19 protein-coding genes are annotated in these 23,552 nt (G+C 40.0%); 9 read left to right on the plus strand and 10 right to left on the minus strand.

Annotation, left to right across the window (positions count from 1 at the left end):
- The first annotated feature begins 20 nt into the window (after positions 1–20).
- The 4 genes from JEP40_RS09725 (at position 21) to dolP (ending at position 3,423) form a co-directional block, all read left to right on the plus strand.
- The gene (locus JEP40_RS09725; protein ID WP_198623404.1) at positions 21–1,766 is read left to right on the plus strand and encodes a penicillin-binding protein activator; all 1,746 of its coding nucleotides are present in this window, start codon (positions 21–23) and stop codon (positions 1,764–1,766) included.
- A 75-nt stretch (positions 1,767–1,841) separates the two neighbouring features.
- On the plus strand, positions 1,842–2,222 hold the full coding sequence (locus JEP40_RS09730) for a YraN family protein (protein WP_198623405.1): 381 nt from the start codon (positions 1,842–1,844) through the stop codon (positions 2,220–2,222).
- Between the two features lie 22 nt (positions 2,223–2,244).
- Positions 2,245–2,835, plus strand: coding sequence for a DnaA initiator-associating protein DiaA (gene diaA, locus JEP40_RS09735; RefSeq protein WP_004245257.1), 591 nt, complete (start codon positions 2,245–2,247; stop codon positions 2,833–2,835).
- 9 nt (positions 2,836–2,844) lie between these two features.
- On the plus strand, positions 2,845–3,423 hold the full coding sequence (gene dolP / locus JEP40_RS09740) for a division/outer membrane stress-associated lipid-binding lipoprotein (protein WP_198623406.1): 579 nt from the start codon (positions 2,845–2,847) through the stop codon (positions 3,421–3,423).
- A 114-nt stretch (positions 3,424–3,537) separates the two neighbouring features.
- Here the strand turns inward: dolP and ureG are convergent, their stop codons facing one another.
- Genes ureG through JEP40_RS09775 form a run of 7 tightly spaced genes read right to left on the minus strand, consistent with a single transcriptional unit; the run spans position 3,538 to position 8,577 of the window.
- Positions 3,538–4,155, minus strand: a complete 618-nt coding sequence (ureG, locus tag JEP40_RS09745) for an urease accessory protein UreG (RefSeq protein WP_109409285.1) — start codon at positions 4,153–4,155, stop codon at positions 3,538–3,540.
- A 10-nt stretch (positions 4,156–4,165) separates the two neighbouring features.
- The gene (locus tag JEP40_RS09750; RefSeq protein WP_198623407.1) at positions 4,166–4,831 is read right to left on the minus strand and encodes an urease accessory protein UreF; all 666 of its coding nucleotides are present in this window, start codon (positions 4,829–4,831) and stop codon (positions 4,166–4,168) included.
- Positions 4,832–4,855: 24 nt separating this feature from the next.
- Positions 4,856–5,356, minus strand: a complete 501-nt coding sequence (gene ureE, locus JEP40_RS09755) for an urease accessory protein UreE (protein WP_198623408.1) — start codon at positions 5,354–5,356, stop codon at positions 4,856–4,858.
- 25 nt (positions 5,357–5,381) lie between these two features.
- Positions 5,382–7,085, minus strand: coding sequence for an urease subunit alpha (gene ureC / locus JEP40_RS09760; protein ID WP_198623409.1), 1,704 nt, complete (start codon positions 7,083–7,085; stop codon positions 5,382–5,384).
- The gene (locus JEP40_RS09765; protein ID WP_069368686.1) at positions 7,082–7,408 is read right to left on the minus strand and encodes an urease subunit beta; all 327 of its coding nucleotides are present in this window, start codon (positions 7,406–7,408) and stop codon (positions 7,082–7,084) included. Before JEP40_RS09765 ends, ureC begins: the two co-directional genes overlap by 4 nt.
- 8 nt (positions 7,409–7,416) lie before the next feature.
- The gene (locus JEP40_RS09770) at positions 7,417–7,719 is read right to left on the minus strand and encodes an urease subunit gamma (protein WP_004908484.1); all 303 of its coding nucleotides are present in this window, start codon (positions 7,717–7,719) and stop codon (positions 7,417–7,419) included.
- Between the two features lie 21 nt (positions 7,720–7,740).
- A complete protein-coding gene (locus JEP40_RS09775; protein WP_198623410.1) occupies positions 7,741–8,577 on the minus strand; it encodes an urease accessory protein UreD in 837 nt (278 codons plus the stop codon).
- A 493-nt stretch (positions 8,578–9,070) separates the two neighbouring features.
- Here JEP40_RS09775 and JEP40_RS09780 point away from each other — a divergent pair, with 493 nt between their 5' ends.
- A complete protein-coding gene (locus tag JEP40_RS09780) occupies positions 9,071–9,961 on the plus strand; it encodes an AraC family transcriptional regulator (RefSeq protein WP_198623411.1) in 891 nt (296 codons plus the stop codon).
- 2 nt (positions 9,962–9,963) lie between these two features.
- Here JEP40_RS09780 and mtgA read toward each other — a convergent pair whose 3' ends face one another.
- The 3 genes from mtgA to arcB form a co-directional block, all read right to left on the minus strand.
- Positions 9,964–10,665 (minus strand): monofunctional biosynthetic peptidoglycan transglycosylase, encoded by a 702-nt coding sequence (mtgA, locus tag JEP40_RS09785; RefSeq protein WP_198623412.1) that lies wholly within the window; start codon positions 10,663–10,665, stop codon positions 9,964–9,966.
- Positions 10,666–10,685: 20 nt separating this feature from the next.
- Complete coding sequence (elbB, locus tag JEP40_RS09790; protein WP_198623471.1) at positions 10,686–11,336, minus strand: isoprenoid biosynthesis glyoxalase ElbB; 651 nt, start codon at positions 11,334–11,336, stop codon at positions 10,686–10,688.
- Positions 11,337–11,573: 237 nt separating this feature from the next.
- A complete protein-coding gene (arcB, locus tag JEP40_RS09795; protein ID WP_198623413.1) occupies positions 11,574–13,910 on the minus strand; it encodes an aerobic respiration two-component sensor histidine kinase ArcB in 2,337 nt (778 codons plus the stop codon).
- Between the two features lie 674 nt (positions 13,911–14,584).
- Here arcB and gltB point away from each other — a divergent pair.
- The 4 genes from gltB (at position 14,585) to JEP40_RS09815 (ending at position 23,517) form a co-directional block, all read left to right on the plus strand.
- Positions 14,585–19,045: a glutamate synthase large subunit gene (gene gltB / locus JEP40_RS09800; protein WP_198623414.1), complete on the plus strand. Its 4,461-nt coding sequence runs from the start codon at positions 14,585–14,587 to the stop codon at positions 19,043–19,045.
- 9 nt (positions 19,046–19,054) lie between these two features.
- Positions 19,055–20,452 (plus strand): FAD-dependent oxidoreductase, encoded by a 1,398-nt coding sequence (locus JEP40_RS09805; protein WP_198623415.1) that lies wholly within the window; start codon positions 19,055–19,057, stop codon positions 20,450–20,452.
- A gap of 507 nt (positions 20,453–20,959) precedes the next feature.
- Entirely contained in the window at positions 20,960–22,234 is a 1,275-nt protein-coding gene (gene dcuC / locus JEP40_RS09810) for a C4-dicarboxylate transporter DcuC (protein WP_198623416.1), read from the plus strand.
- A gap of 14 nt (positions 22,235–22,248) precedes the next feature.
- Positions 22,249–23,517, plus strand: a complete 1,269-nt coding sequence (locus tag JEP40_RS09815) for an amidohydrolase (protein ID WP_198623417.1) — start codon at positions 22,249–22,251, stop codon at positions 23,515–23,517.
- Positions 23,518–23,552 lie beyond the last annotated feature (35 nt).

Here is a 23,552-nt window from a genome sequence, read left to right on the forward strand (position 1 = left end):
AAAACATCACTGGGTACAGTATGCTTTCCTCAATTTTTGTACGTTTTAAAACAGGTTTATCCTATACTGCGATACTCTCTGCGCTGATTATGTCAGGTTGTACCCTGACGGGGCAACAAGAACAACCCCTCACTCCCGCTGCAAAAGCAGAAATGGAGATGAAACAATTTCAAAAAGTGATTGATGATGCTCAAGGGCTAGCATCTTTAGATGTTATTAGAGCCTATATTGGGTTAGAAACATTAATTACCGATCCTGAGCTACATCAGAAGAATATTGATGATACATGGCTCATGCTAACCAAACTCACACCAGAACAACGCCGTGGTGTGGTTATCAAAGCGGATGAAAATACCCTGCAAGGTTGGTTAGATTTACTCAACACATATGAATATAACAAAGATGATGCTGATAAGTTATCAACTGCAGTGAGAGAATGGCAAACTCGCTATCCTCGTAATCCTGCAGCGTTAACACTTCCTGTATCATTATTACGCCTTTCACAGCCTTCTGTTAGTACAAGTAGCCAAATCGCATTATTGCTACCTTTGACAGGACAAGCTAAAGTATTTGGAGAGGCTATTCGCCAAGGCTTCCTTGATGCGCAAAGTGGTTTACCACAACCTCAAGCAATACCTGAACCAGAAACCCCTAAAAATGATGACAGCCTTGCTTCAATTTTAGAAGAGTTAGGCATCAAAAATACTGAAACGCCTACAACGGATACCGCACAAGAAACAACTGAAAAAACTCAAGATAAAGAAAAAGAGAGTTCTACATTTTCAGGTAACACCACACTGCGTTTAGATCCCGTTGCTCAAAATGCGCGCCAAGTGATTGTTTATGATACTAATAGCCAACCTATTGATGTCTTACTGAAAAAAGTACAACAAGATGGTGCTAACTTAATTGTCGGCCCACTGCTAAAACCAGAAGTAATGAAAACCATTGAACTTCAAAGTGGCTTACCGGTGTTAGCATTAAATGAGCTAGATGCAATCCCTTCTGCAACGACAGTCTGTTTCTTTTCTCTTTCACCTGAAGATGAAACCCGTAATGCAGCACAACATTTACGTCAGCAACAAAAAGCAAATCCATTAATTATTGTTCCAGATAATAAATTTGGTCAAAGAATGGCACAAACTTTTGCTGATGAATGGCAACGTACAGGGGGTGGTACAGTTTTACAACAAACCTTTAGTTCTGTTGAAAGCTTAAAAGCATCGATTAATCGCGGTGTCGGTATTCGAATGACAGGAACACCTGTTTTACCAACAGAAAATGCACCTCTGCCATTAGACTCTCAATCTATTCCATCTGCAGGTGGTGCGATTGATTCGGTTTACATCATTGCTACCAGTGATGAACTGACTTTAATTAAACCTATGATCGATATGGCGATCAGTACCCAAAAGCGCCCACCTATTTATGTTAGTTCACGTAGTAACCAAGGTGGAACAGGCCCTGATTTCCGTATGGAAATGGATGGCATTCAATTTAGTGATATTCCGTTGATGACTGGCGCTAATTTGCCGTTAATGCAAAAAGCATCAAGTAAATTTGCGAACGATTACTCATTAATGCGTCTTTATGCTATGGGAATTGATGCATGGTCATTAGCAAACAATTACAATGATCTGACAAAAGGCACATTACATTTTAATGGTATTTCAGGCTCATTACGTGTTGAAGATAACTGTACTGTTTATAGACAACTTCCTTGGATGCAATTTAAACAAGGTAAAATTGAACCTGTTACACAGTAATAGATACACTCCGTTATCATAAAAATAAGCCGCCTTTATGGCGGTTTGTTTTATGAGTAATGAAGGAAGAAAATCATGGATGATTTTTCTAAAAGCCCTTATTTTTTAGGGCGATACTATGAACAAAAAGCGCTAAAATATTTACGCAAACAAGGATTAATATTCATTGCGCGCAATGTCCGATACCCTTGCGGAGAAATTGATCTTATTATGCAGGAAAACAGGACATGGGTATTTGTTGAGGTTCGTTTTAGATATAACACCTTATTTGGTGATGCGATAAGCTCCATTACCTACCCTAAACGACGTCGTTTATGGCGTACAGCAAAGTATTGGTTAGCACAGCGCCAAGAAAGTGTCGAAACATCAGACTGTCGCTTCGATGTTTGTGCATTTAATCAACGCCAGTTAATATGGTTAAAAAACATTCTCGATTATACGGAATTTATTCGTTAAATTAGATTATATAGGTCTTAACGTGCTTGATAGAATCAAAGTCTGCTTTACAGAGAGTATCCAAACTCAAATTGCAGCAGCAGAAGCATTACCTGATGCCATTTCCAGAGCCGCCATGATGATGGTTCAATCGTTATTAAACGGCCATAAAATATTAAGCTGTGGAAACGGTAGCTCAGCAGCAACAGCACAGCGATTTGCCGCAAGCATGATCCATCGTTTTGAAACAGAACGCCCAAGCTTGCCTGCATTATCGTTAAACACAGATAGCGTGGTGATGACAGCCATTATGGGGAATCAGCAACACGATGAGATCTACGCTAAACAAGTGCGCGCATTAGGACAAGCTGGAGATGTGCTACTTGCTATTTCGACACACGGTAACAGTCGAAGCATTATTAAAGCCGTTGAAGCCGCTGTAACACGAGATATGACCATTGTTGCATTAACAGGCTATGATGGCGGAGAGCTTGCGGGGTTATTAGGCCCTCAAGACGTTGAAATTCGTATTCCTTCTCAACGTACCGTCAGAATACAGGAAGTTCAGATGCTAACAGTCAATTGTCTCTGCGATTTAATTGATAATACATTATTCCCACATCAGGATGACTAAGGAGTTACTATGAAATTGCTTCCTCTCACCGCAGTGCTGTGCTCTGCACTTTTACTGCAAGGTTGTATCGGTGCCGCTGTTGTTGGCACGGCTGCAGTTGCAGGCAAAACGGCAACCGACCCTCGCTCATTAGGACAACAAGTTGATGATGGTACATTGGAAGCGCGTGTTTCTGGTGCTCTAAATAAAAATGAACAGATCAAGAAAAGCAATTCACGTATTGTGGCGACAGCTTATCAAGGCAATATCTTATTAACAGGTCAAAGCCCTGATATGTCCGTTGCTGATACAGCAAAACAAGTCGCAACTAAAGTTGAAGGTGTGAATAACGTCTATAACGAAGTCCGCCAAGGCGAGCCTGTGACATTAGGCACAGCATCTTCAGATACATGGTTAACAACCAAAGTTCGCTCTCAAATTTTAGGCAGTGATTCAGTGAAATCATCGTCAGTAAAAGTGATCACTGAAAATGGTGAGGTGTTCTTATTTGGTATTTTAACTCGCCAAGAAGGGGCCGCTGTTGCGAAAATCGCCAGTGAAACCAAAGGGGTCGTTAAAGTAACAACCGCATTTACTTACCTTAATTAATCCCCGTATTTTGACATCGTTTTGTATTATCCTGACAGTATCGGTCTTTGTGAATAATGACCGATACTGGCAGTCTCTCACTTAACTAAAATCGAATTTTATTAAAGTATGTCATTAGCGTCTTAACATCCCTTTATCGATGATAAAATCGATAATAGTTTCCAAACCTACTTTTTCTTTTAAGTTAGTGAAAACATAAGGCTTCACAGGACGCATTCTTGCGGTATCAGCTTCCATTACTTCTAATGATGCGCCAACATAAGGTGCCAGATCGATCTTGTTGATCACGAGCAGATCAGAATGAGTAATACCTGGGCCACCTTTACGTGGAATTTTTTCCCCTTCTGCCACATCAATCACATAAATGGTTAAGTCCGCAAGTTCTGGGCTAAAAGTTGCACTCAAGTTATCGCCCCCACTCTCCACAAAAACAATATCAAGATTTTTGTGACGTATTGCCAACTCTTCAACAGCAGCAAGATTCATCGAAGCATCTTCACGGATTGCGGTATGAGGGCATCCCCCTGTTTCCACACCAATAATACGATCGGCATCTAAGGCTTCAGCGCGCGTTAAGATCTTGGCATCTTCTTGAGTATAAATATCGTTAGTAACAACCGCGATTTCATAAGTATCACGCATTGCTTTACAAAGAACTTCTAACAGTGCTGTCTTTCCTGATCCAACAGGGCCACCAACACCGATACGCAGTGGTTGATTATATTCTTGCATTATAGGTTTCTCATGAACGAAAAAGTCGAGTATATTGTGTTTCATGACGACTACTGGCAATGATTTGAGCAGGGGTAAAACTTCCAATATCATCCGTTGGCCAGTGGGCTGATTGCTCAACAATCGCAGGGATCTGTTCTGCTAATGTAAACAACATTTTCTGTCCCGCACTTTGTCCTAATGGAATAAGTTTTACACCTGACATCACCGTATTTTCAAGCCAACCCCAAGCGTAAGCACAACATAATTTTTCAGAGGAAATATTCCATTTCACACCAGCTAACGCAAACGCCATAAGTTGTGTCTGTTTTACACAAGCTTGTAAGGTTTCATCTAACTCAATATCTAATTGAGGAAGTAAACGAGCAAAAGCAATACCTCGTTGGCGCTCTTCTTGTCGCAACTCTTTAGTTTCACGACTTGCGACAATAAAATCACACCAATACTTCACCTCACTCATTTTTGCTTGAGCCAAATTTTCTTGTAATCGTCGTAATATAGGGAGCTCTAACGTCGATAAAGTGCCTGTCATTTGGGTACTTAACCAAGCCGTTAATGTTTGAGAACAACAAACCCAACCTTTTTCAATTGCCCATTCTAGCCCTTGAGAATAAGTAAACGATCCCACAGGTAAAGAAGGACTAACTAATTGATATAAGCGTAGATCTGCAAGCATCAATAGGCTCCCTTATTCAAATAATTAGTGATGATGATGGTGATCGTCATGAGCGTGATGATGGTGATGTCCACCAGACGATCCACCATAAGCACCCGGCTCTGGTTGATATTTCTCCAAACCAACAATGACATTTGCCCCTAGACCTCTCGCCATATCATCTAAAACATGATCATGAAAATAGCGACACCAGCCAGCTTCAATTTGTAATGGAACATGACGATTGCCTAAGTGATAACAAACCCGTGCTAATAACAGTGGATCGTCACTATACACCGTAGAAACTTGCTCTTTTGCCGCTTCAATTGTGACTAGCGTATTATCTTCTGACAGTAAGATATCACCCTCTTTTAGCACCGTACCGCGAGGCAAAAATAGCCCTGCTTCTTGCCCATCACTTAATGTGACTTTTATACGGCTTTTGGTTCTTTCATCCATCGTTAAGCACAGTGTAAGAGCCTGTTTTTCTGGTGTTGCTATTTCAAGTGCTTTTTGTTGATCAATAAGTTGAGTAAATCTTTTCATTCTCTATATTCTCAATAAATCTTCATCAAAAGAGGAAATAGCGTTGAGCCATCGGTAATTGTGTTGCTGGTTCACACACTAATGGCACACCATCAGCTTTCACGATATAGGTTTGCGGATCTAGCTCAATATGTGGCACATAGCTATTGTGGATCATTGATGCTTTTGTCACGCTACGGCAACCTTGGACACAACCAATTAAGCTCTTTAAGCCGAGCTTTTCAGGCACACCGGCTTCAATGCCCGCTTTTGACATAAAGATCATTGACGTTTGATATTTTGCTTTACCTAAACAGGCATACATTGGGCGATAATGTACAGGCTGAGGCGTTGGAATAGCTGCGTTAATATCCCCCATTGGTGCATAAGCCACCATGCCACCTTTCATGATCAATGCGGGTTTCACGCCAAAGAAAGCGGGTTCCCATAAAACCAGATCAGCCAACTTTCCTTTTTCAATAGAACCCACTTCATGTGCAATACCATGTGCTAAAGCAGGATTAATAGTGTATTTCGCTACATAGCGTTTAATACGACAGTTATCACTTTCAGCGGTATCGCCTTCTAATGTGCCACGTTGTAATTTCATTTTGTGTGCACATTGCCAAGTACGAAGAATAACTTCACCTACGCGCCCCATTGCCTGTGAATCTGACGACATAACAGAAATAGCACCCATATCATGTAAAATATCTTCCGCAGCAATGGTTTCACGACGAATACGAGATTCAGCAAAAGCCACATCTTCAGGAATAGAAGGATCAAGGTGATGGCAAACCATCAACATGTCGAGGTGTTCATCTACCGTGTTAATGGTATAAGGCATTGTTGGATTTGTTGAGGCTGGTAAAATATTTGGCTCACCGACTGATTTAATCACATCTGGTGCGTGCCCACCACCGGCGCCTTCTGTGTGGAAAACGTGGATCACACGGCCTGCTATCGCTTTTACGGTTTCTTCATAAAAACCACCTTCATTTAAGGTGTCAGAGTGAATAGCAACTTGCACATCCATTTCATCAGCAACATTAAGGCAATTGTGAATTGCCATTGGCGTTGCCCCCCAGTCTTCATGAATTTTTAGACCAATAGCCCCTGCTTCAATCTGCTCACGAACTGCTTGCGGTTTACTCACACAGCCTTTACCGAATAACCCCACATTAATAGGTAATTCATCAACGGCTTCTAGCATGCGGTGCATGTTCCAAATACCCGGCGTTACTGTGGTTGCATTCGTTCCTGCAACTGGCCCTGTACCACCACCAATAAAAGTAGTCACACCAGAGACTAAACCTTCTTGTGCTTGTTGAGGACAGATAAAGTGAATATGGGTATCAACACCACCGGCGGTAACAATTTTACCTTCACCTGCAACCACTTCGGTGGCAGGTCCTACAACAATATCCACATTGGGTTGTACATCAGGGTTACCTGCTTTACCGATACCCACAATACGACCATCTTTAATACCGATATCTGCTTTTACGATACCCCAATGATCTAAAATTATGGCATTAGTGATAAGCACATCTACACACTTGGCGTTGACAACTTGGCTTTGCCCCATACCATCACGAATAACTTTACCGCCACCAAATTTGACCTCTTCACCATAAGTGGTGAAATCTTTTTCAATTTCAAGAAAAAGCTCTGTATCGGCTAATCGCAGACGATCACCCGTTGTTGGGCCAAACATATCTGCATAAGCTTGACGTGAGATAGTTTTCATTTTTTCTCACTCTCCAATTTACCCATCACTTTGCCGTGAAAACCATAAATTTCACGTTTTCCTGCAAAAGCCACTAATTCAACTGTACGGCTTTGACCGGGTTCAAAACGAACCGCCATACCTGCTGGAATATTTAAACGAAAACCCAATGTGCCTTCTCGCTCAAATTTCAACGCATCATTTACTTCATAGAAATGATAATGAGAACCCACCTGTACGGGTCTATCGCCATGATTAGCAACTTGTATTGTTTTTGTCTCTCGGCCAGCATTAAGCTCAATATCACCTAGCGCTTGGTTAACTCTAATTTCACCGGGTATCATGTTGTTACCTACACAATAGGATCATGGATAGAAACAAGTTTTGTACCATCAGGGAATGTACACTCTACTTGAATGTCTTTTATCATTTCTGGCACCCCTTCCATCACCTGCTCTGCCGTTAAAACAGTCCGCCCTTCACTCATTAATTGGGCAACGGTTTTGCCATCACGAGCACCTTCCATAATGGCACAACTAATCAATGCAACCGCTTCAGGGTAATTAAGCTTAAGCCCTCTCGCTAAACGTCTTTCAGCAACAAGGCCCGCTGTAAAAAGCAGTAATTTATCTTTTTCTCTTGGTGTTAATTCCATTTCTGCTCCTAAAATTAACGATTATGTCGCCCATATACGAGGCGGCTCAGGACAATACCCTAACCAGTGTTGTCTGACGGTTTGCCAAACTTGAGCAAAACACGCCATCATCGGCTCTGTTTGTGAGCCTAATAACCGTAAAACTAAAATGCCGTCTACATCGGTTAAACCATATTCCACAACAGGGTTGTAAGTAGCTAAAAAAGCCACAACACATTGTTGAATAAGATTTTTTAATTCCTCAGTTGCAGGATAAATATAAAGCGAACCCAACATTGGAAACTCACGCATTACGGCCGCTTTACTTTGTAAACCATTAACAAAAAGCGATTCTGTTAATGTCAACTTTTCATCAATGTAAAAATTAAAACGTCCTTTAACATTGCCATTTTCAAACCATTCATTTAAAACAGGGCGGCCAAAACACTGAATTTCCCACCCAATAAATTTGGCAGTAGATGCAATATGAATATGTGTTTCTAGGTGCGCTTGGGCATCAGGAAAAAAGATATTCTCCTGTGGAAGCCACTCTAAAAAGCCACTCGGTGCGACGTTTAATGTTTGAATTTGACGAGCCACACCACCAGCACTACGGTAAAACTTGGTTGCACCCGGCGTGGTAAGCAATGCATGAGCTTCAGATTGCACATCAATATTGATCAATAATTTATCACCACCGACTACTCCTCCTGGAGGATGGAGTAAATAAGTGTGTGCAATACCTTGCTCAGGATAAAAAGGGCGTTGAACCATTAATGGGCCGACATGGCGTTTTTCTGTAAGACGTGTCATGCCGCGTTTTACTTCATAACGTAAAACGATTTCAGCAAGCCAACCCTTCCCTGAAAAGTCAGACATACTCACTCCTGCCAACTCGGCAAAATTATCAATAAATCAGGAAAATACGTGAATACATACAGCACTATCCATAAGATTGTGTCATTCAAAATCAAATAGAAAATAAGCTAATGAATGTTGGATAGGGTGTGGGTAAAAAGACAAATTGTGATACCCTAAGAACAGGATAATCCCCTTCGTCTGTGACGCGCGATTCTACACCTTATTACGAAAAATGCGTTTTAAATAAATAGCAATTTATTTAGAAAAAGTGACATTGATTAAAATAAATGTAAAAAATGAGCGTATATCTATATTGTCATCTTTCATCAACGGGATTATATTCTGTGAGGCTGTCATACCGTTTCACATGATGACCCTCATTCTTAGCTAGAATAATCTCTCTATTTATTCTAGATGTAACTTATTCGTTTATAAAACAAATGAATTCACGTTAAATATTATTTATTTAAGCAACATCGATGCTTAGCTTGCCTGCGGTATATTGGAGATTATGGAATACAAACACATTCTGTCCTCTAACCAAATGTCTTTAAAAACGTTTTACATCGAAAACCCGATGATAGCGATGGTTAGTGGCGCAAAAGGTACAATTTGCATCAATGGGCAAACTATTGATGTATCAACCCATTTAACTCTTATTATTCCTAAATATAGCCAAGTTTCCTGTGATATTGTCAATCAATTCACGCATAAATCAATTGAGCTACATACCCTCGTTTTATGCGAAACAGAACTTCAATCTGTCTTTTCTTTATTAAAGCCTTTAATTAAATCAAGCTCTCCACTAACGAGTCACCTTCCGGCTTATCATTTATCCACACCAGAAGTGGTAAAAAGCAACTTTGGCATACTTAAACAGTGTCTACCGCTACCTCATGGTTCTCCTTCTCAAGAAACCATGTTTATGCAACAGTGTCTGTTTTTTATTTTGATGGCGGTATATCAAGAAGGTATCGATATTTTAAATATCTTCCGATTTAATTATGACGAACCCAAAAATCAGGCAATTACGCATTTAATCACACAAGATCCACAACGAAAATGGCATTTAGAAGATGTGGCAAAAACGCTCTTTACCACCCCATCAACACTGCGTCGACATTTAAATAAAGAAGGGGTTTCATTTTGCCAATTATTATTAGATGTCCGAATGGGGATTGCCTTAAATTATCTGACGTTCTCTAATTATTCTGTCTTTCAAATCAGCCATCGTTGTGGTTTTGGTAGTAATGCCTATTTTTGCGATGCTTTTAAACGTAAATACGGTATCACACCATCACAATTCCGAATTCAGTCTCGTCAGGCTAATGATCCTTCTGCGATAACGAAATTGTCAGAAAAAATGGCAGAGCCAGATAGAAAAATATTTCAAACTTTATAATGTTATGACAAATCATTTTTCTTTAAAAAAGTGACTCCACCTAATAATCGCATTTGATTTAGGATCCACTGTTGTCGTTTTAAGACGTAAGCTGAAGGTTTATTAACGTGATAGATGTGTGGATTAGGTAAAACTGCGGCTAATAGTGCCGCTTCTTGTTGGGTAAGTTGTTTAGCTGGCTTTCTAAAATAATGTTGGGAAGCCTGTTCTACACCAAAGATCCCATCACCAAACTCAACAATATTTAGATATACCGTTAAAATACGTTTTTTTGACCAGATAAGTTCAACAACGGGCGTCATTCCTGCTTCAAGCCCTTTTCTTATCCAACTACGGCCATCCCATAAAAAAAGATTTTTGACCATTTGTTGAGAAATTGTCGATGCACCCCGCAATGTTTTTCCGCCGTTATGATTTTTTTTGAAAACTTTCTCAATAGCATCAAAATCAAAGCCCCAATGTTTGGGAAAATTTTGATCTTCAGAAGCAATAACCGCCAAATACATCGCTGGTGCTATCTCTTTTTCACTAACCCAAGTGGAATGGGACACATAAGAGAAATCAAACTCACTCCAAGCAGAAATTTGTCTTTGGATCATAACAGCAGAAAAAGGCACGGGTAAAAAAGAAAACAGCACAACTATTAACAGCCATAAAGCAATTAGAATAATTAATAGTTTCTTTAACTTTCTCACCAGTATCATCTGCTGTTTTCACCTATACATTAAGCCATTTCAAGGACTTTCTTAACCAATTTATCAATACCCACCTGTGCTTGTGCAATAGATTGCGCAAGCATATATGCAGGAGTGGTCACTACTCGATATTCTTCATCAACAACAATATCATCAACAGGGCAATCTATATGAATTCCTCCCATTTTTTCAATAGCATTGGCCGTTGCAACATCATTTCCAATTGTTAATTTAACTGGAGCATTTAACATTTTCGGTAACATAACGGGAGCAATACAGATTAGTCCTAATGGTTTTTTCTGTTGATGCATGGCTTGAACAAATCTTAAGAGATCTTTGTTAATTTCACACTCACTCCCTTTTGTTGCAAAGTCGCATAAATTCTTCGCGGCACCAAAACCACCAGGAATAATGACCGCATCAAAGTTTTCGGCCTTTGCATCTGATAAAGGGGATATTTTTCCACGAGAAATACGCGAAGATTCTTCCATCATATTTCTTTTTTCTGATTTTTCTTCTCCTGTAATATGATTAATTACAGTTGGTTGTAAATCATTAGGTGAAAAATAATGAACTTCAGCATTATTTTGGCTTAAAGAAAGCATTGTGAGCACTGATTCATGGATTTCGCTTCCATCGAACACACCACAGCCACTTAAAATTACCGCAATTGATTTCATATCTTTCTCCATTTGTAGTAGATTACTAGTTACCCATTTATAGGTGTAAACACCAATCGCCATCACATATTTAAATGTTTCTTGTAACAAAAAAACTTATCTTTGCTATTTTGTTGCTTGTATGATGTATGGAATAGTTTCATCCTATTCGCCTATGTAATGAGAATCAAAAAAAGCGGATAGAAAAGTTTCCCTGGTGTTGGCGCAGTATTCGCGCACCCCAACCTTCGGTTGGGGTTATTTTTTTCTAGCCCCTGCTAACCAGTTTCTTAAACTTTCCACATCCTTTCTCCAATCCTTCCCTAGCTCATCTACCCACTCTTGCACATTGTCCCACCAAGCAGGTAATTCCGGTGATTGGATCTGTTTAGCTAGTTGCTGTAAATGTTTTAAACCTATAGAACCTGCTGCCCCTTTGATTTTATGTCCTTCCTCAGTGATGCCCTTCTGATCGCGTGCTGTCAGATTAGATTCAAGGACTGACATATAACTTGGCATCATCTTTTCAAAAACATCTAAACCATCTGTGATTAATTGAGGTCCGACAAGTTCGATGTATTGATTCAGCATGTCTATATCTAATAACTCTTCATTTTTATTCAACAATTCCAATGGCTCATTACATGGCACAGAAACTGCACCATCTCCCCAGAATTTGTTGATAATTGCGGTAAGAGCATCTACAGAAAGTGGTTTACTCAATACGTCATTCATTCCCGCATCTAAATACTCTTTTTTATCTTTCAAAACATTTGCCGTTAATGCAATCAATGGCGGAAGTTCATTACTGTCGAATTCTTGACGTAACTTTCTTGAAATATCAAACCCTGTCATATCAGGTAATTGAATGTCTAATAGCACTAAGTCATATTCATCAGGCTTAAACATCGATAAAGCTTCTTGTCCGGTCATTGCCACATCAACGGTATTACCTAATTTCTCTAAAACTGAACAGGCAACAATAACGTTAAGCTCAATATCTTCAACAAGCAGAATATTTAATGCCGGCAATAAGAACTCATCATCATTCTCAATATCCAGATGTTCTTCAATCGTAGGAGCGACGATAGAGAGCGTGAAGACAGATCCCTTACCTAACTCACTCTCTACATGAATATCACCGCCCATATGCTGTGCTAGGCGTTTTGAAACGGCAAGTCCAATCCCCGTTCCCGTTGCAGAGCGTCCACCTTGGCTATCATTGACTTGATAGTACATTGCGAAGATCTTCTCAAGCTCACTTTTAGGGATACCGATGCCACTGTCTTTGACTTCGAAGAACAACTTATCAGGGGCTTCTTGCCAAATGCGAACTTTGATTTCACCTTCTTGCGTAAATTTCACAGCATTACCAATGAGATTCCACAAGATTTGGCGTAATCGAGTTCCATCAGAGGTTATCTTATGCGGTAAAGTTTCTTCCGCTTCGAGTGTGAATTTCAATCCTTTTGGCTGTACTAATAACCCTGAAAGGTTTTCTAAATCAGAAATAAATTCAGTAAAGTCGATTGGCTGGTTATCTAGCTGAATTTTTCTACGCTCAATTTTATCCATTTCAATCACGTCATTGAAAATATTACCCAACGTAATCGCACTCACATGGATCGTTTTTAAGTAATTAAGTTGCTCTGGTGAAAGTTCGGTATCTAATAAAATACGGCTTAACCCAACAATGCCATTAAGCGGTGTACGCAATTCATGGCTGATTGTTGAGATAAAGGTGGTTTTATCACGGCTAGCGTTCTCTAACGCGTCTTGATAGCGCTTACGCTCTGTAATATCACGTCCAAAGCCCATTAAACCATGACGCTTACCAATACGGTCATAAAACGGCACTTTACGTAATTCAAAACAGGCTTTTCGACCATCAGGATAAACCAGCCACTGTTCATAAGTCAGTGAGACATTGTGACGGAAAACTTTCTCATCGGTTTCCATCACTTTTATCGCAATATCTTCGTCATACACATCAAGTGGCGTTAAACCAATAAGTTGCTTCTCACTTTTACCCGTCAGTAATTCTGTTGCGCGGTTACATCCTGAAAATTCATTATCTTCATTACGGTAATAAACTAAGTCAGGAGAGGCATCAAGGAATGAGCGTAAAAGTGAAGATTGTTGTTCCAATTCTATTTGCGTCAATTCACGACGCTTCATTTCATTTTTGAGTTTTTCCAAAAGTTCAAGGTGCGCTTTTTCAACTTTTTCACGCTCTTGAATTTCTAAGTTCAATTGCTCAATATTCTCTTTTAATTGAGAATTAAGCTCTAAATCACGCTGTCGCATTACACCAAGTTTATCCACCATACGAGATAAACGACGTCGTGATTCTTCCAGCTGTTCAACGACAACCGAAAGAAAATAGACAGCCCAAGGCGTAATAATCAGCCCAAAGAAAATAGAGCGAACAAGATCAATACTGGTAACATCACCTGCAAGCAAGAATGTTACCGCCATTTGAACAACCATCGCTAAAACAACTAATGCAGAAGCTAACAACAATGAGAAGCGGATAAGCCCTAGCCTCATCATTAAGTCAACGTAGTATTGGGCAAGCCCTTTGAGCAATTTCATTGAAAACTCCAATATATTGAATCTATGGAATGATAACCCAAAAATGAATTGACGCAGTCGTGAACATTCAGAAATCTAATTAAGAGAGGTTATTTTTCATTATTTTGTTTGAGTTAACTGTTTATTTTCTCTCAACAAGCCTATTCGAGATATATGCATTCATAAAAATAATACAGAATCAAATAACATAAACGATAGCGATATCAACGATAAATAGACCTTATTAAAAAAAATGCAATTTGTCTTTTTTTATACAAAACGTATAAAAACAATAAAACTCCAAAATCAATACATCCATTAGAATAACTCACTACCCCTTTTTATCATTAAAGGATGAGATAAAGCTAAATCACTCAAATAAAGTGATATAGCTCACATTAAAAAAACACTCCTTTACTATTTTAAAATAGAATAATTTAGTTATTAATCAATATTTTAAAATAAAAACCTCCTTATCTGTTTTATCTCAGTCAAATATCCCTACACATTGACCTGATTTTTATTTATCGATAAGTTGAAAAGGCATTGCATAGCAATATAAAAAACACACCAAGCTAGGCAAACACAACATCACCCGACTGAGCACCCATAAATTTACCTACATACTTTGAGCCAAAACGTTCCTTTTGCGCTCTTTTTTTGAGGTGCCTAGTAAACTAAGTAGGAAGCAAAAAATGCTCTATCAAAAGACACAGGAAAAAGACAATTGTGGTTTTGGATTGATCGCGCATATCGAAGGACAAGCCAGCCATAAGATTGTCAGAAATGCCATACATGGTCTCGCCAGAATGCAACATCGTGGCGCTATTCTTTCTGATGGTAAAACTGGTGATGGTTGCGGGTTACTCTTACAAAAACCAGAGCGTTTTTTCCAATTAGTTGCACAAGAAAAAGGCTGGCATTTAGCAAAAAATTACGCCGTAGGGATGCTATTTTTAAGCCAAGATCTCAATATTGCCACACAATGCCGCCTCATCGTCGAAGAAGAGCTACAACGTGAAACGCTTTCTATTGTTGGTTGGCGTAAAGTTCCTATTAACACTGATATTTTAGGTAGTATTGCCCTTTCTTCTCTTCCTTTAATTGAACAAGTCTTTATTAATGCCCCCGCAGGTTGGCGAATAAGTGATATTGAAAGGCGACTCTTTGTTGCCCGTAGACGAATTGAAAAACGTATCACTGATAGTGATTTTTATATTTGTAGTCTTTCCAATTTGGTAACGGTTTATAAAGGCCTTTGTATGGCCATCGATTTACCTCGTTTTTTTACCGACCTCGCAGATCTACGCATGGAATCTTCAATTTGTTTATTCCACCAGCGCTTTTCCACCAATACCACGCCAAGATGGCCACTCGCCCAACCTTTTCGTTATTTAGCGCATAACGGTGAAATTAATACCATCACGGGTAATCGCCAATGGGCCAGAGCTCGCGCCTATAAATTTCAGACCCCTCTCATTCCTGATCTACAAAGTGCAGCTCCTTTTGTCAATGAGAGTGGCTCAGATTCAAGTTCACTCGACAATATGCTAGAACTTTTTCTCAATGGCGGTATGGATATTATTCGTGCCATGCGGTTACTCGTTCCCCCCGCATGGCAAAATAATCCTCAAATGGATGATGATTTACGGGCATTTTTTGATTTTAACTCAATGCATATGGAGCCTTGGGATGGCCCTGCTGGTATTGTGTTATCAGATGGTCGTTATGCGGCCTGTACTCTTGATAGAAACGGTTTACGCCCAGCCCGTTATGTGATCACCACGGATAACATCATCACTTGTGCTTCTGAAATTGGTATTTGGGATTATCAACCTGATGAAGTGCGAGAAAAAGGGCGTGTTGGTCCCGGCGAACTTATGGTAATCGATACTCATCATGGACGTATTTTACACTCAGCTGAAACCGATGAAGATTTAAAAAGACGTCATCCTTATAAATTGTGGCTTGAACGTAACGTTAAACGCTTAACGCCATTTGAAGCGTTACCAGAACAACAAGCAACAGGGCAGCGCGCCTTTGATGACACATTATTAGCGACGTATCAAAAACAGTTTGCATATAGCCAAGAAGAGCTAGAAAGCATTTTGCATGTACTTGCAGAGAATGGACAAGAAGCCACAGGTTCAATGGGTGATGACACTCCATTTGCGGTGTTATCTCAACGCCCGCGCCTTATTTATGACTATTTTAGACAGAAGTTTGCACAGGTCACTAATCCACCAATAGACTCATTAAGAGAAGCCCATGTCATGTCTTTGGCGACATGTATTGGACGTGAAATGAATGTGTTTTGCGAAGCGGAAGGTCAGGCTCATCGACTCAGTTTTAAATCACCTATTTTGCTTTATAGCGATTTTCAACAACTTATTAATCAAGAAAGTCCTTATTACCAAGCTATCCATCTTGATATCACGTATCAACCAACAGGATCTAATCTAGAAACAGCTCTGCGCCAATTATGTGTGAAAGCGCAACAGGAAGTCCGCAACGGTGCTGTTTTACTGATTTTATCAGACAGGAATATCGCTAAAGAGCGATTACCTATTCCTGCGCCTATGGCGGTAGGTGCCGTACAAAAAGCATTAGTAGATAATAGCTTACGATGTGATGCCAATATTATTGTCGAAACTGCCAGTGCCCGTGATCCACACCATTTCGCCGTATTACTCGGATTTGGTGCTACCGCTATTTACCCTTACCTTGCTTACGAATCTTTAGCTCAACGTGTTGATAAAAAAATCCTGCAAGGTTCTTATGCTCAAATGATGCTGAATTATCGTAATGGAATAAATAAAGGCCTGTATAAAATCATGTCTAAAATGGGCATTTCAACCATTGCCTCTTACCGCTGCTCTCAGCTTTTTGAGGCTGTCGGATTAAACGATAACGTTGTCGAGCTCTGTTTTGCGGGTGTTGATAACCGCATTAATGGTGCTGACTTTAGTGATTTTGAACATGATTTATTTAATCTGTCAAAACGAGCTTGGTTAGCTCGTTATCCTTTGGAAACTGGTGGATTATTGAAATATGCACATAAAGGTGAATACCATGGCTATAACCCTGATGTCGTTCAAGCATTACAGAAAGCTGTAAATAGCGGGGAATATACAGACTATCAGCACTATGCAAACCTTGTGCAACAACGCCCAATAACAACATTGCGCGATATGTTAGTGCTTAATAACAAGACAACAGCCATCTCAATTGAAGAAGTCGAGCCTGAAACCGAATTATTTAAACGCTTTGATACTGCGGCGATGTCAATAGGAGCATTAAGCCGAGAAGCTCATGAAGCCCTTGCGCAAGCGATGAATACTTTAGGTGGTTTTTCAAATTCAGGGGAAGGTGGCGAAGATCCAGCTCGTTATGGCACCAATAAAGTCTCTCGGATCAAACAAATTGCTTCTGGACGCTTTGGTGTGACCCCCTCTTATTTAATGAGTGCTGATGTTTTACAAATTAAAGTAGCACAAGGGGCAAAGCCCGGTGAAGGTGGACAACTCCCCGGAGATAAAGTTACGCCTTATATTGCTCAACTGCGTTATGCCGTACCCGGTGTCACTCTAATATCACCACCACCTCATCACGATATCTACTCTATTGAAGATTTAGCTCAGCTTATTTTTGATTTGAAACAGATAAACCCAACGGCACTGATTTCTGTAAAATTAGTTTCAGAGCCAGGTGTTGGTACTATAGCCACCGGTGTTGCCAAAGCTTATGCCGATTTGATCACTATTGCAGGTTATGACGGAGGTACAGGAGCAAGTCCATTAACCTCTGTAAAATATGCTGGAAGTCCGTGGGAATTAGGTTTGGTTGAAACACAACAAGCGCTAGTGGCAAATAATCTACGTCATAAAATTCGTTTACAAATCGATGGTGGATTAAAAACAGGTTTAGACATTGTTAAAGCAGCTATCTTAGGTGCAGAGAGTTTTGGGTTTGGTACAGGCCCCATGGTAGCTCTGGGTTGTAAATACTTACGTATTTGTCATTTAAACAATTGTGCAATGGGTGTTGCAACCCAAGATGAAACGCTCCGTCGTAATCATTATCACGGATTACCAGAACGTGTTATTAACTATTTCCGTTTTATTGCGCAAGAAACTCGTGAATTAATGGCTCTACTTGGCGTTAAAAAAATCACGGATTTAATCGGTCGAACCGACCTACTTTCATGCCTTGAAGGCGTTAGCAGTAAACAACAAAAACTCTCTTTAGGTGGATTGTTAGAAACCGCAACGCCACCATCAGATCAAGCACTTTATTGTCAGGAAAACAATAATACTTATGACAAAGGCGAATTAAACCAACGTATTGTTACCCAAACCATTGAAGCTGTTGAGCAGCAAAAAAGCCAAACACACTATTTTGATATTCGTAATACTGATCGTTCTGTTGGCGCAACATTATCTGGCATTATTGCGAAAAAATATGGCGAAAGTGGTTTATCGGCGACCCCTATTAAACTTCATTTTACAGGAACAGCCGGCCAAAGTTTTGGTGTCTGGAATGCTCAAGGTGTTGAATTAACCTTAGTGGGCGATGCTAATGATTATGTAGGAAAAGGTATGGCGGGAGGGCGTATTGTTATTTTCCCCCCTGTTGGCTCAGCCTTTAAAAATCATCACGCTACAATTATGGGTAATACCTGTCTTTATGGTGCCACAGGTGGAAAGCTGTATGCGTCAGGTTTAGCTGGCGAGCGTTTTGCGGTGAGAAACTCCGGCGCAATTGCGGTGGTTGAAGGTGTTGGCGATAACGGTTGTGAATATATGACGGGAGGTATTGTCTGCGTTCTAGGTAAAACCGGTATTAACTTTGGTGCGGGAATGACAGGTGGATTTGCCTACTTGTTAGATGAAGATTCTACATTATCACAACGGATCAATGCCTCATCAATTGAGTTGCTTCCTGTTGCATCCTTTGCCATTCTCGCTGAACATTTACGAGGAATGATTGCAGAGCACGTAAGATTAACAGGCTCACAGCAAGGTGAAATATTACTTTCGCAGTGGGAATATTGGTCACAACACTTTAAATTAGTTAAGCCAAAATCGAGTGATGTCAATGCGTTACTCGGTCATCCTAGGCGTTCATCTGCTGAATTACGCGTTCAGGCACAATAGGAGAATATTATGAGTCAGAATGTGTATCAGTTTATCGACTTAAATCGTATTGAGCCGACCAAAAAACCATTAGCTATTCGCAAAATTGAGTTTGTTGAAATATACGAAGCATTTTTACCGCAACAAGCCTCCGCGCAAGCTGATCGCTGTTTAGGCTGTGGTAATCCGTATTGTGAATGGAAATGTCCTGTTCATAATTACATCCCCAACTGGCTAAAGCTGGCAAATGAAGGGCGCATTATTGAAGCCGCAGAGCTTTCTCACCAAACAAACAGTTTGCCTGAAATTTGTGGCCGTGTTTGCCCTCAAGATAGGCTTTGTGAAGGTGCCTGTACACTCAATGATGATTTTGGTGCCGTTACGATTGGCAATATTGAACGTTACATCAATGACACCGCGTTAGCTCAAGGATGGCGTCCCGATCTTTCTCAGGTCACAATGACCGATAAAAAAGTTGCAATTATCGGTGCAGGCCCTGCGGGTCTTGCCTGTGCTGATGTTCTTATTCGACAAGGTGTGAAACCCGTTGTTTATGATAAACACCCTGAAATTGGTGGCTTACTTACATTTGGTATCCCTTCTTTTAAGCTCGAAAAATCGCTGATGATCCGACGTCGTGAGCTATTTAGTGAAATGGGTATTGAATTTTGCCTTAATACTGAAGTTGGTAAAGATATCACTTTAGATACCCTTATTATGCAATATGACGCTGTTTTTCTTGGATTAGGTACTTATCACAGTCTAAGCGGTCATTTTTCCAATGAAAATGCTGAAGGTGTTTATAGCGCACTGCCTTATTTAATCGGTAATACTCGTTATTTAATGGGGTATAACGAAGATCCCCAAACACCTTATATTGACCTTAAAGATAAAAATGTCGTGGTATTAGGCGGGGGTGATACGGCAATGGATTGTATTCGTACGGCCATTCGACAAGGAGCGAATAAAGTTACCTGTGTGTATCGCCGTGATGAAAGCAATATGCCGGGTTCTAAACGTGAAGTGAAAAATGCCAAAGAGGAAGGAGGTGAATTTTTATTTAATCTCCAACCTATGGATATTGAAGTTGATAATCAAAATAAAGTGGTTGGTATTCGTGTTATTAAAACTAAAAATGATAAAACGTTAATTTCTATTGAAGGCAGTGAACATGAATTACCTGCCGATGCTGTTATTCTCGCATTTGGCTTTAAACCTGCACATTATCCGTGGTTAGATGAAAATAATATTGAATATACATCTTCAGGGCAAATTATTATTTCAGACAATCAAGAAATATCAAATCAAACAACAAATCCTAAAGTATTTGCAGGGGGAGATATTGTCCGAGGCTCTGATCTTGTAGTGACAGCAATAGCCGAAGGAAGAGAGGCCGCAGAAGGTATTTTGCAGTATTTATCCTGTTAAATAGCATTTTTTTTGATATTTAAAATAACAATTTCTCTTGCTAATTATCCCATTTAATTTAAGTGGGATAATTTTATTAATGTTTTATTACTATAAATAAACAATATTTAAGGATCACCAAATACCTCATCAAATAATCATTCTCATTAACATTTAATATGATTTATTGAATAATATTTTGATAAAAATAGATATTCTTTTTTGTATCAAAATAACACTCTTAACCTATAGTAAATATAATTTGTTTTCGTATTTTTTACTTTATCTCTTTTTATTTAACTTTTCCGTCATCTTTTAATGATAATTGTTTTACAGCATTTGTTAATAACATCACAGTCTAAAAAAATAGATTTTATTTCGGCTATTAAATTTGATAACAATCAAATATTGTCAACCTACCAACTTCATAATGGAGTCACCTAATAACTTTACAGAAAAATATAATTTATTGATGTTAGGTTCGTTTTCACAATTAATAGTATTGTCATAATTAACTAGGGGATCACTATGGTGATGCAACTGATAGCAGTAGCCGTTATTATTGTAACTGTCTATTTGCTAATAAAAAAATATGAAACCCGAATGGTGCTAATTGGTGCGGGCTTATTACTCTGTATTTTAAGTCTAACCCCATTAGATGCGTTTACCGCATTTAGTGAGCGCATGGTGTCTTCATCATTAATTCAAGCAATCTGTGCAAGTATGGGTTTTGCTTATGTTATGAAATACACCAAATGTGATATGCATCTGGTGCACGTATTATCAAAAGTAATGACTCGTCTTGGTTTCTTCCTTATTCCAGCTACAGTTATCGTCACTTATTTCATTAATATCGCGATCCCATCAGCAGCAGGTTGTGCGGCTGCGGTAGGAGCGACATTAATTCCATTATTAATCGCAGCACGTATTCACCCTGCTATCGCTGGTGGTGCGGTGTTATGTGGTACTATCGGTTCAATGTTAAGCCCTGGTATGTCGCATAATGCCTTCGTTGCTAACATGGCTAATATGGAAGTGGTTGACTTAATTGCTCGCCACAGCCCATACAGCTTAATGGCTGGTGGTATTGCTGCGGTTTCACTTGCTGTTGTCGCTTTAGTGAAAAAAGAGTTCAAAATGGCTTCTGGTGCCGGTGATGCATCTTCTTCATCAGCACAAGCAACGCCAGAAGCTATTCGTCCGAATTATTTATACGCAACGGCGCCGTTTATTCCACTAATCCTGTTGATCCTGCCATTCTTTGAGACTTTCAGTACATTTAAACTGTCAGTACCAGCAGCAATGTTAATTGGTTCTATCTATGCCCTGTTCATCACATTAACTAACCCTGCTCAAATTACCAAAGAGTTCTTTAAAGGTATGGGTAATGCTTATGGTGATGTATTAGGTATCATCATTGCAGCAGCCGTATTCGCAGCAGGTTTGAAAGCATCTGGTTTAATCGACGCGTTCATCAACTTCTTAACTCACTCTCCTGAATTTGCTCGCTGGGGTGGTACTTTAGGGCCATTCTTAATGGGTATTATCACAGGATCTGGTGATGCAGCGGCATTCGCATTCAACGAAACAGTAACGCCTCATGCTGCACAATTTGGTTATGAAATCCCAGACATGGGTATGGCTGCGGCATTATCAGGCGCATTAGGCCGTACTATGTCACCACTGGCAGGTGCAGCGATTGTTTGTGCTGGCCTTGCAAATGTTAACCCTATGGAAATCGCAAAACGTACTGCACCAGGTATGGTTATCGGCGTCATCGCTGTTGCGTTATTCATGTTATAAGTGGAGAAATGAATATGTCAGCAATTACACTAGAAAAATTAGTAAAATGGCGTCGTGAGTTTCACCAATACCCAGAAATTGGTTGGTCAGAATTTTTAACCACAGCGAAAATCGTCAAAGAATTACGTAGCTTAGGTTTAGAAGTTAAAGTTGGCCCAGACGTTATCAATCAAGAGTTTGCTTTTGGTCGCCGTCGTCAAGTTGTTGAGAAAGGCCTAGCTGTTGCGAGAGAGCATAAAGTTGATGAAGCTCTGCTTGATGAAATGAAAGAACTCACAGGCTGTGTAGCTATCTTTGACAGCGGTAAAGCAGGCCCAACTGTAGCCTTACGTTTTGATATCGACTGCGTTGGTGTTAACGAAGCAACTGAAGCTAAACACCGTCCTCATGCTGAGAACTTTGCCTCTTGCCACGCCGGCGAAATGCACGCTTGTGGTCACGACGGACATATTTCTATCGGCTTAGGTGTTGCTCACTGGTTAGTTGAAAATAAAGATAAAGTTGTTGGTAAAGTTAAAATCTTATTCCAACCAGCTGAAGAAGGTGTTCGTGGCGCTCGTGCGATGGCTGAAAGTGGCATCGCAGATGATGCCGATTACTTCTTAGGTGCGCATTTAGGCTTTATTGCAAATAGTGGTGAAATTGTTATTAACCCAACACACTTCTTATGTACCACTAAATATGACTTCCGTTTTAAAGGTGCGCCATCTCACGCAGGTGCAGAACCAGAATTAGGTCGCAATGCGTTAGCAGGTGCTTGCCACGCAGCAACACAAATGTTGGGTATTTCTCGCCATGGTAAAGGGATGTCACGTATCAACATCGGTGTATTAAAAGCCGGTGAAGGCCGTAATGTCACCCCAGCTAATGCTGAAATGCAAATTGAAGTTCGCGGTGAAAATGAAGAGATCAATAGCTTTATGGCTGCCAATGCAGTACGTATGGCTGAAGGCGCAGCGCATAGCTTCCAACTAGAAATGGAAAGCGAAATTATGGGTGAAGCCGTTGACCTAACAAACGACCAAGAACTCATTGATGTCATGACAAAAGTCGTTGGTAAACATGCTGAGTTAACAGCGGTTGCCACTCGCCCATTTGGGGGAAGTGAAGATGCAACTGTATTAGCAAAACGTGTACAACGCTGTGGTGGTAAATCACTGTATTTCGTTGTTGGTGCCGATAGAACTGCGGGTCACCACCAAGCAGGCTTTGATTTTGATGAAAAACAATTAATGACGGCTGTTAATCTTTACACGGGCTGTTTAGAAGAACTGCTGAAATAATTTTTCAGTAATACAACCCGATAAAGCGCTCTATA

The sequence above is a fragment of the Proteus vulgaris genome (genome assembly GCF_016239305.1).
Taxonomy (GTDB): domain Bacteria; phylum Pseudomonadota; class Gammaproteobacteria; order Enterobacterales; family Enterobacteriaceae; genus Proteus; species Proteus vulgaris_C.

Excerpts from the sequence above, each read along its gene's own strand:
- JEP40_RS09725 (WP_198623404.1), top strand. The coding sequence starts at position 21 with ATGCTTTCCTCAATTTTTGTACGTTTTAAAACAGGTTTATCCTATACT.
- JEP40_RS09730 (WP_198623405.1), top strand. The coding sequence starts at position 1,842 with ATGGATGATTTTTCTAAAAGCCCTTATTTTTTAGGGCGATACTATGAA.
- dolP (WP_198623406.1), top strand. The coding sequence starts at position 2,845 with ATGAAATTGCTTCCTCTCACCGCAGTGCTGTGCTCTGCACTTTTACTG.
- ureG (WP_109409285.1), bottom strand. The coding sequence starts at position 4,155 with ATGCAAGAATATAATCAACCACTGCGTATCGGTGTTGGTGGCCCTGTT.
- JEP40_RS09750 (WP_198623407.1), bottom strand. The coding sequence starts at position 4,831 with ATGCTTGCAGATCTACGCTTATATCAATTAGTTAGTCCTTCTTTACCT.
- ureE (WP_198623408.1), bottom strand. The coding sequence starts at position 5,356 with ATGAAAAGATTTACTCAACTTATTGATCAACAAAAAGCACTTGAAATA.
- ureC (WP_198623409.1), bottom strand. The coding sequence starts at position 7,085 with ATGAAAACTATCTCACGTCAAGCTTATGCAGATATGTTTGGCCCAACA.
- JEP40_RS09765 (WP_069368686.1), bottom strand. The coding sequence starts at position 7,408 with ATGATACCCGGTGAAATTAGAGTTAACCAAGCGCTAGGTGATATTGAG.
- JEP40_RS09770 (WP_004908484.1), bottom strand. The coding sequence starts at position 7,719 with ATGGAATTAACACCAAGAGAAAAAGATAAATTACTGCTTTTTACAGCG.
- JEP40_RS09775 (WP_198623410.1), bottom strand. The coding sequence starts at position 8,577 with ATGTCTGACTTTTCAGGGAAGGGTTGGCTTGCTGAAATCGTTTTACGT.
- JEP40_RS09780 (WP_198623411.1), top strand. The coding sequence starts at position 9,071 with ATGGAATACAAACACATTCTGTCCTCTAACCAAATGTCTTTAAAAACG.
- mtgA (WP_198623412.1), bottom strand. The coding sequence starts at position 10,665 with ATGATACTGGTGAGAAAGTTAAAGAAACTATTAATTATTCTAATTGCT.
- elbB (WP_198623471.1), bottom strand. The coding sequence starts at position 11,336 with ATGAAATCAATTGCGGTAATTTTAAGTGGCTGTGGTGTGTTCGATGGA.
- arcB (WP_198623413.1), bottom strand. The coding sequence starts at position 13,910 with ATGAAATTGCTCAAAGGGCTTGCCCAATACTACGTTGACTTAATGATG.
- gltB (WP_198623414.1), top strand. The coding sequence starts at position 14,585 with ATGCTCTATCAAAAGACACAGGAAAAAGACAATTGTGGTTTTGGATTG.
- JEP40_RS09805 (WP_198623415.1), top strand. The coding sequence starts at position 19,055 with ATGAGTCAGAATGTGTATCAGTTTATCGACTTAAATCGTATTGAGCCG.
- dcuC (WP_198623416.1), top strand. The coding sequence starts at position 20,960 with ATGGTGATGCAACTGATAGCAGTAGCCGTTATTATTGTAACTGTCTAT.
- JEP40_RS09815 (WP_198623417.1), top strand. The coding sequence starts at position 22,249 with ATGTCAGCAATTACACTAGAAAAATTAGTAAAATGGCGTCGTGAGTTT.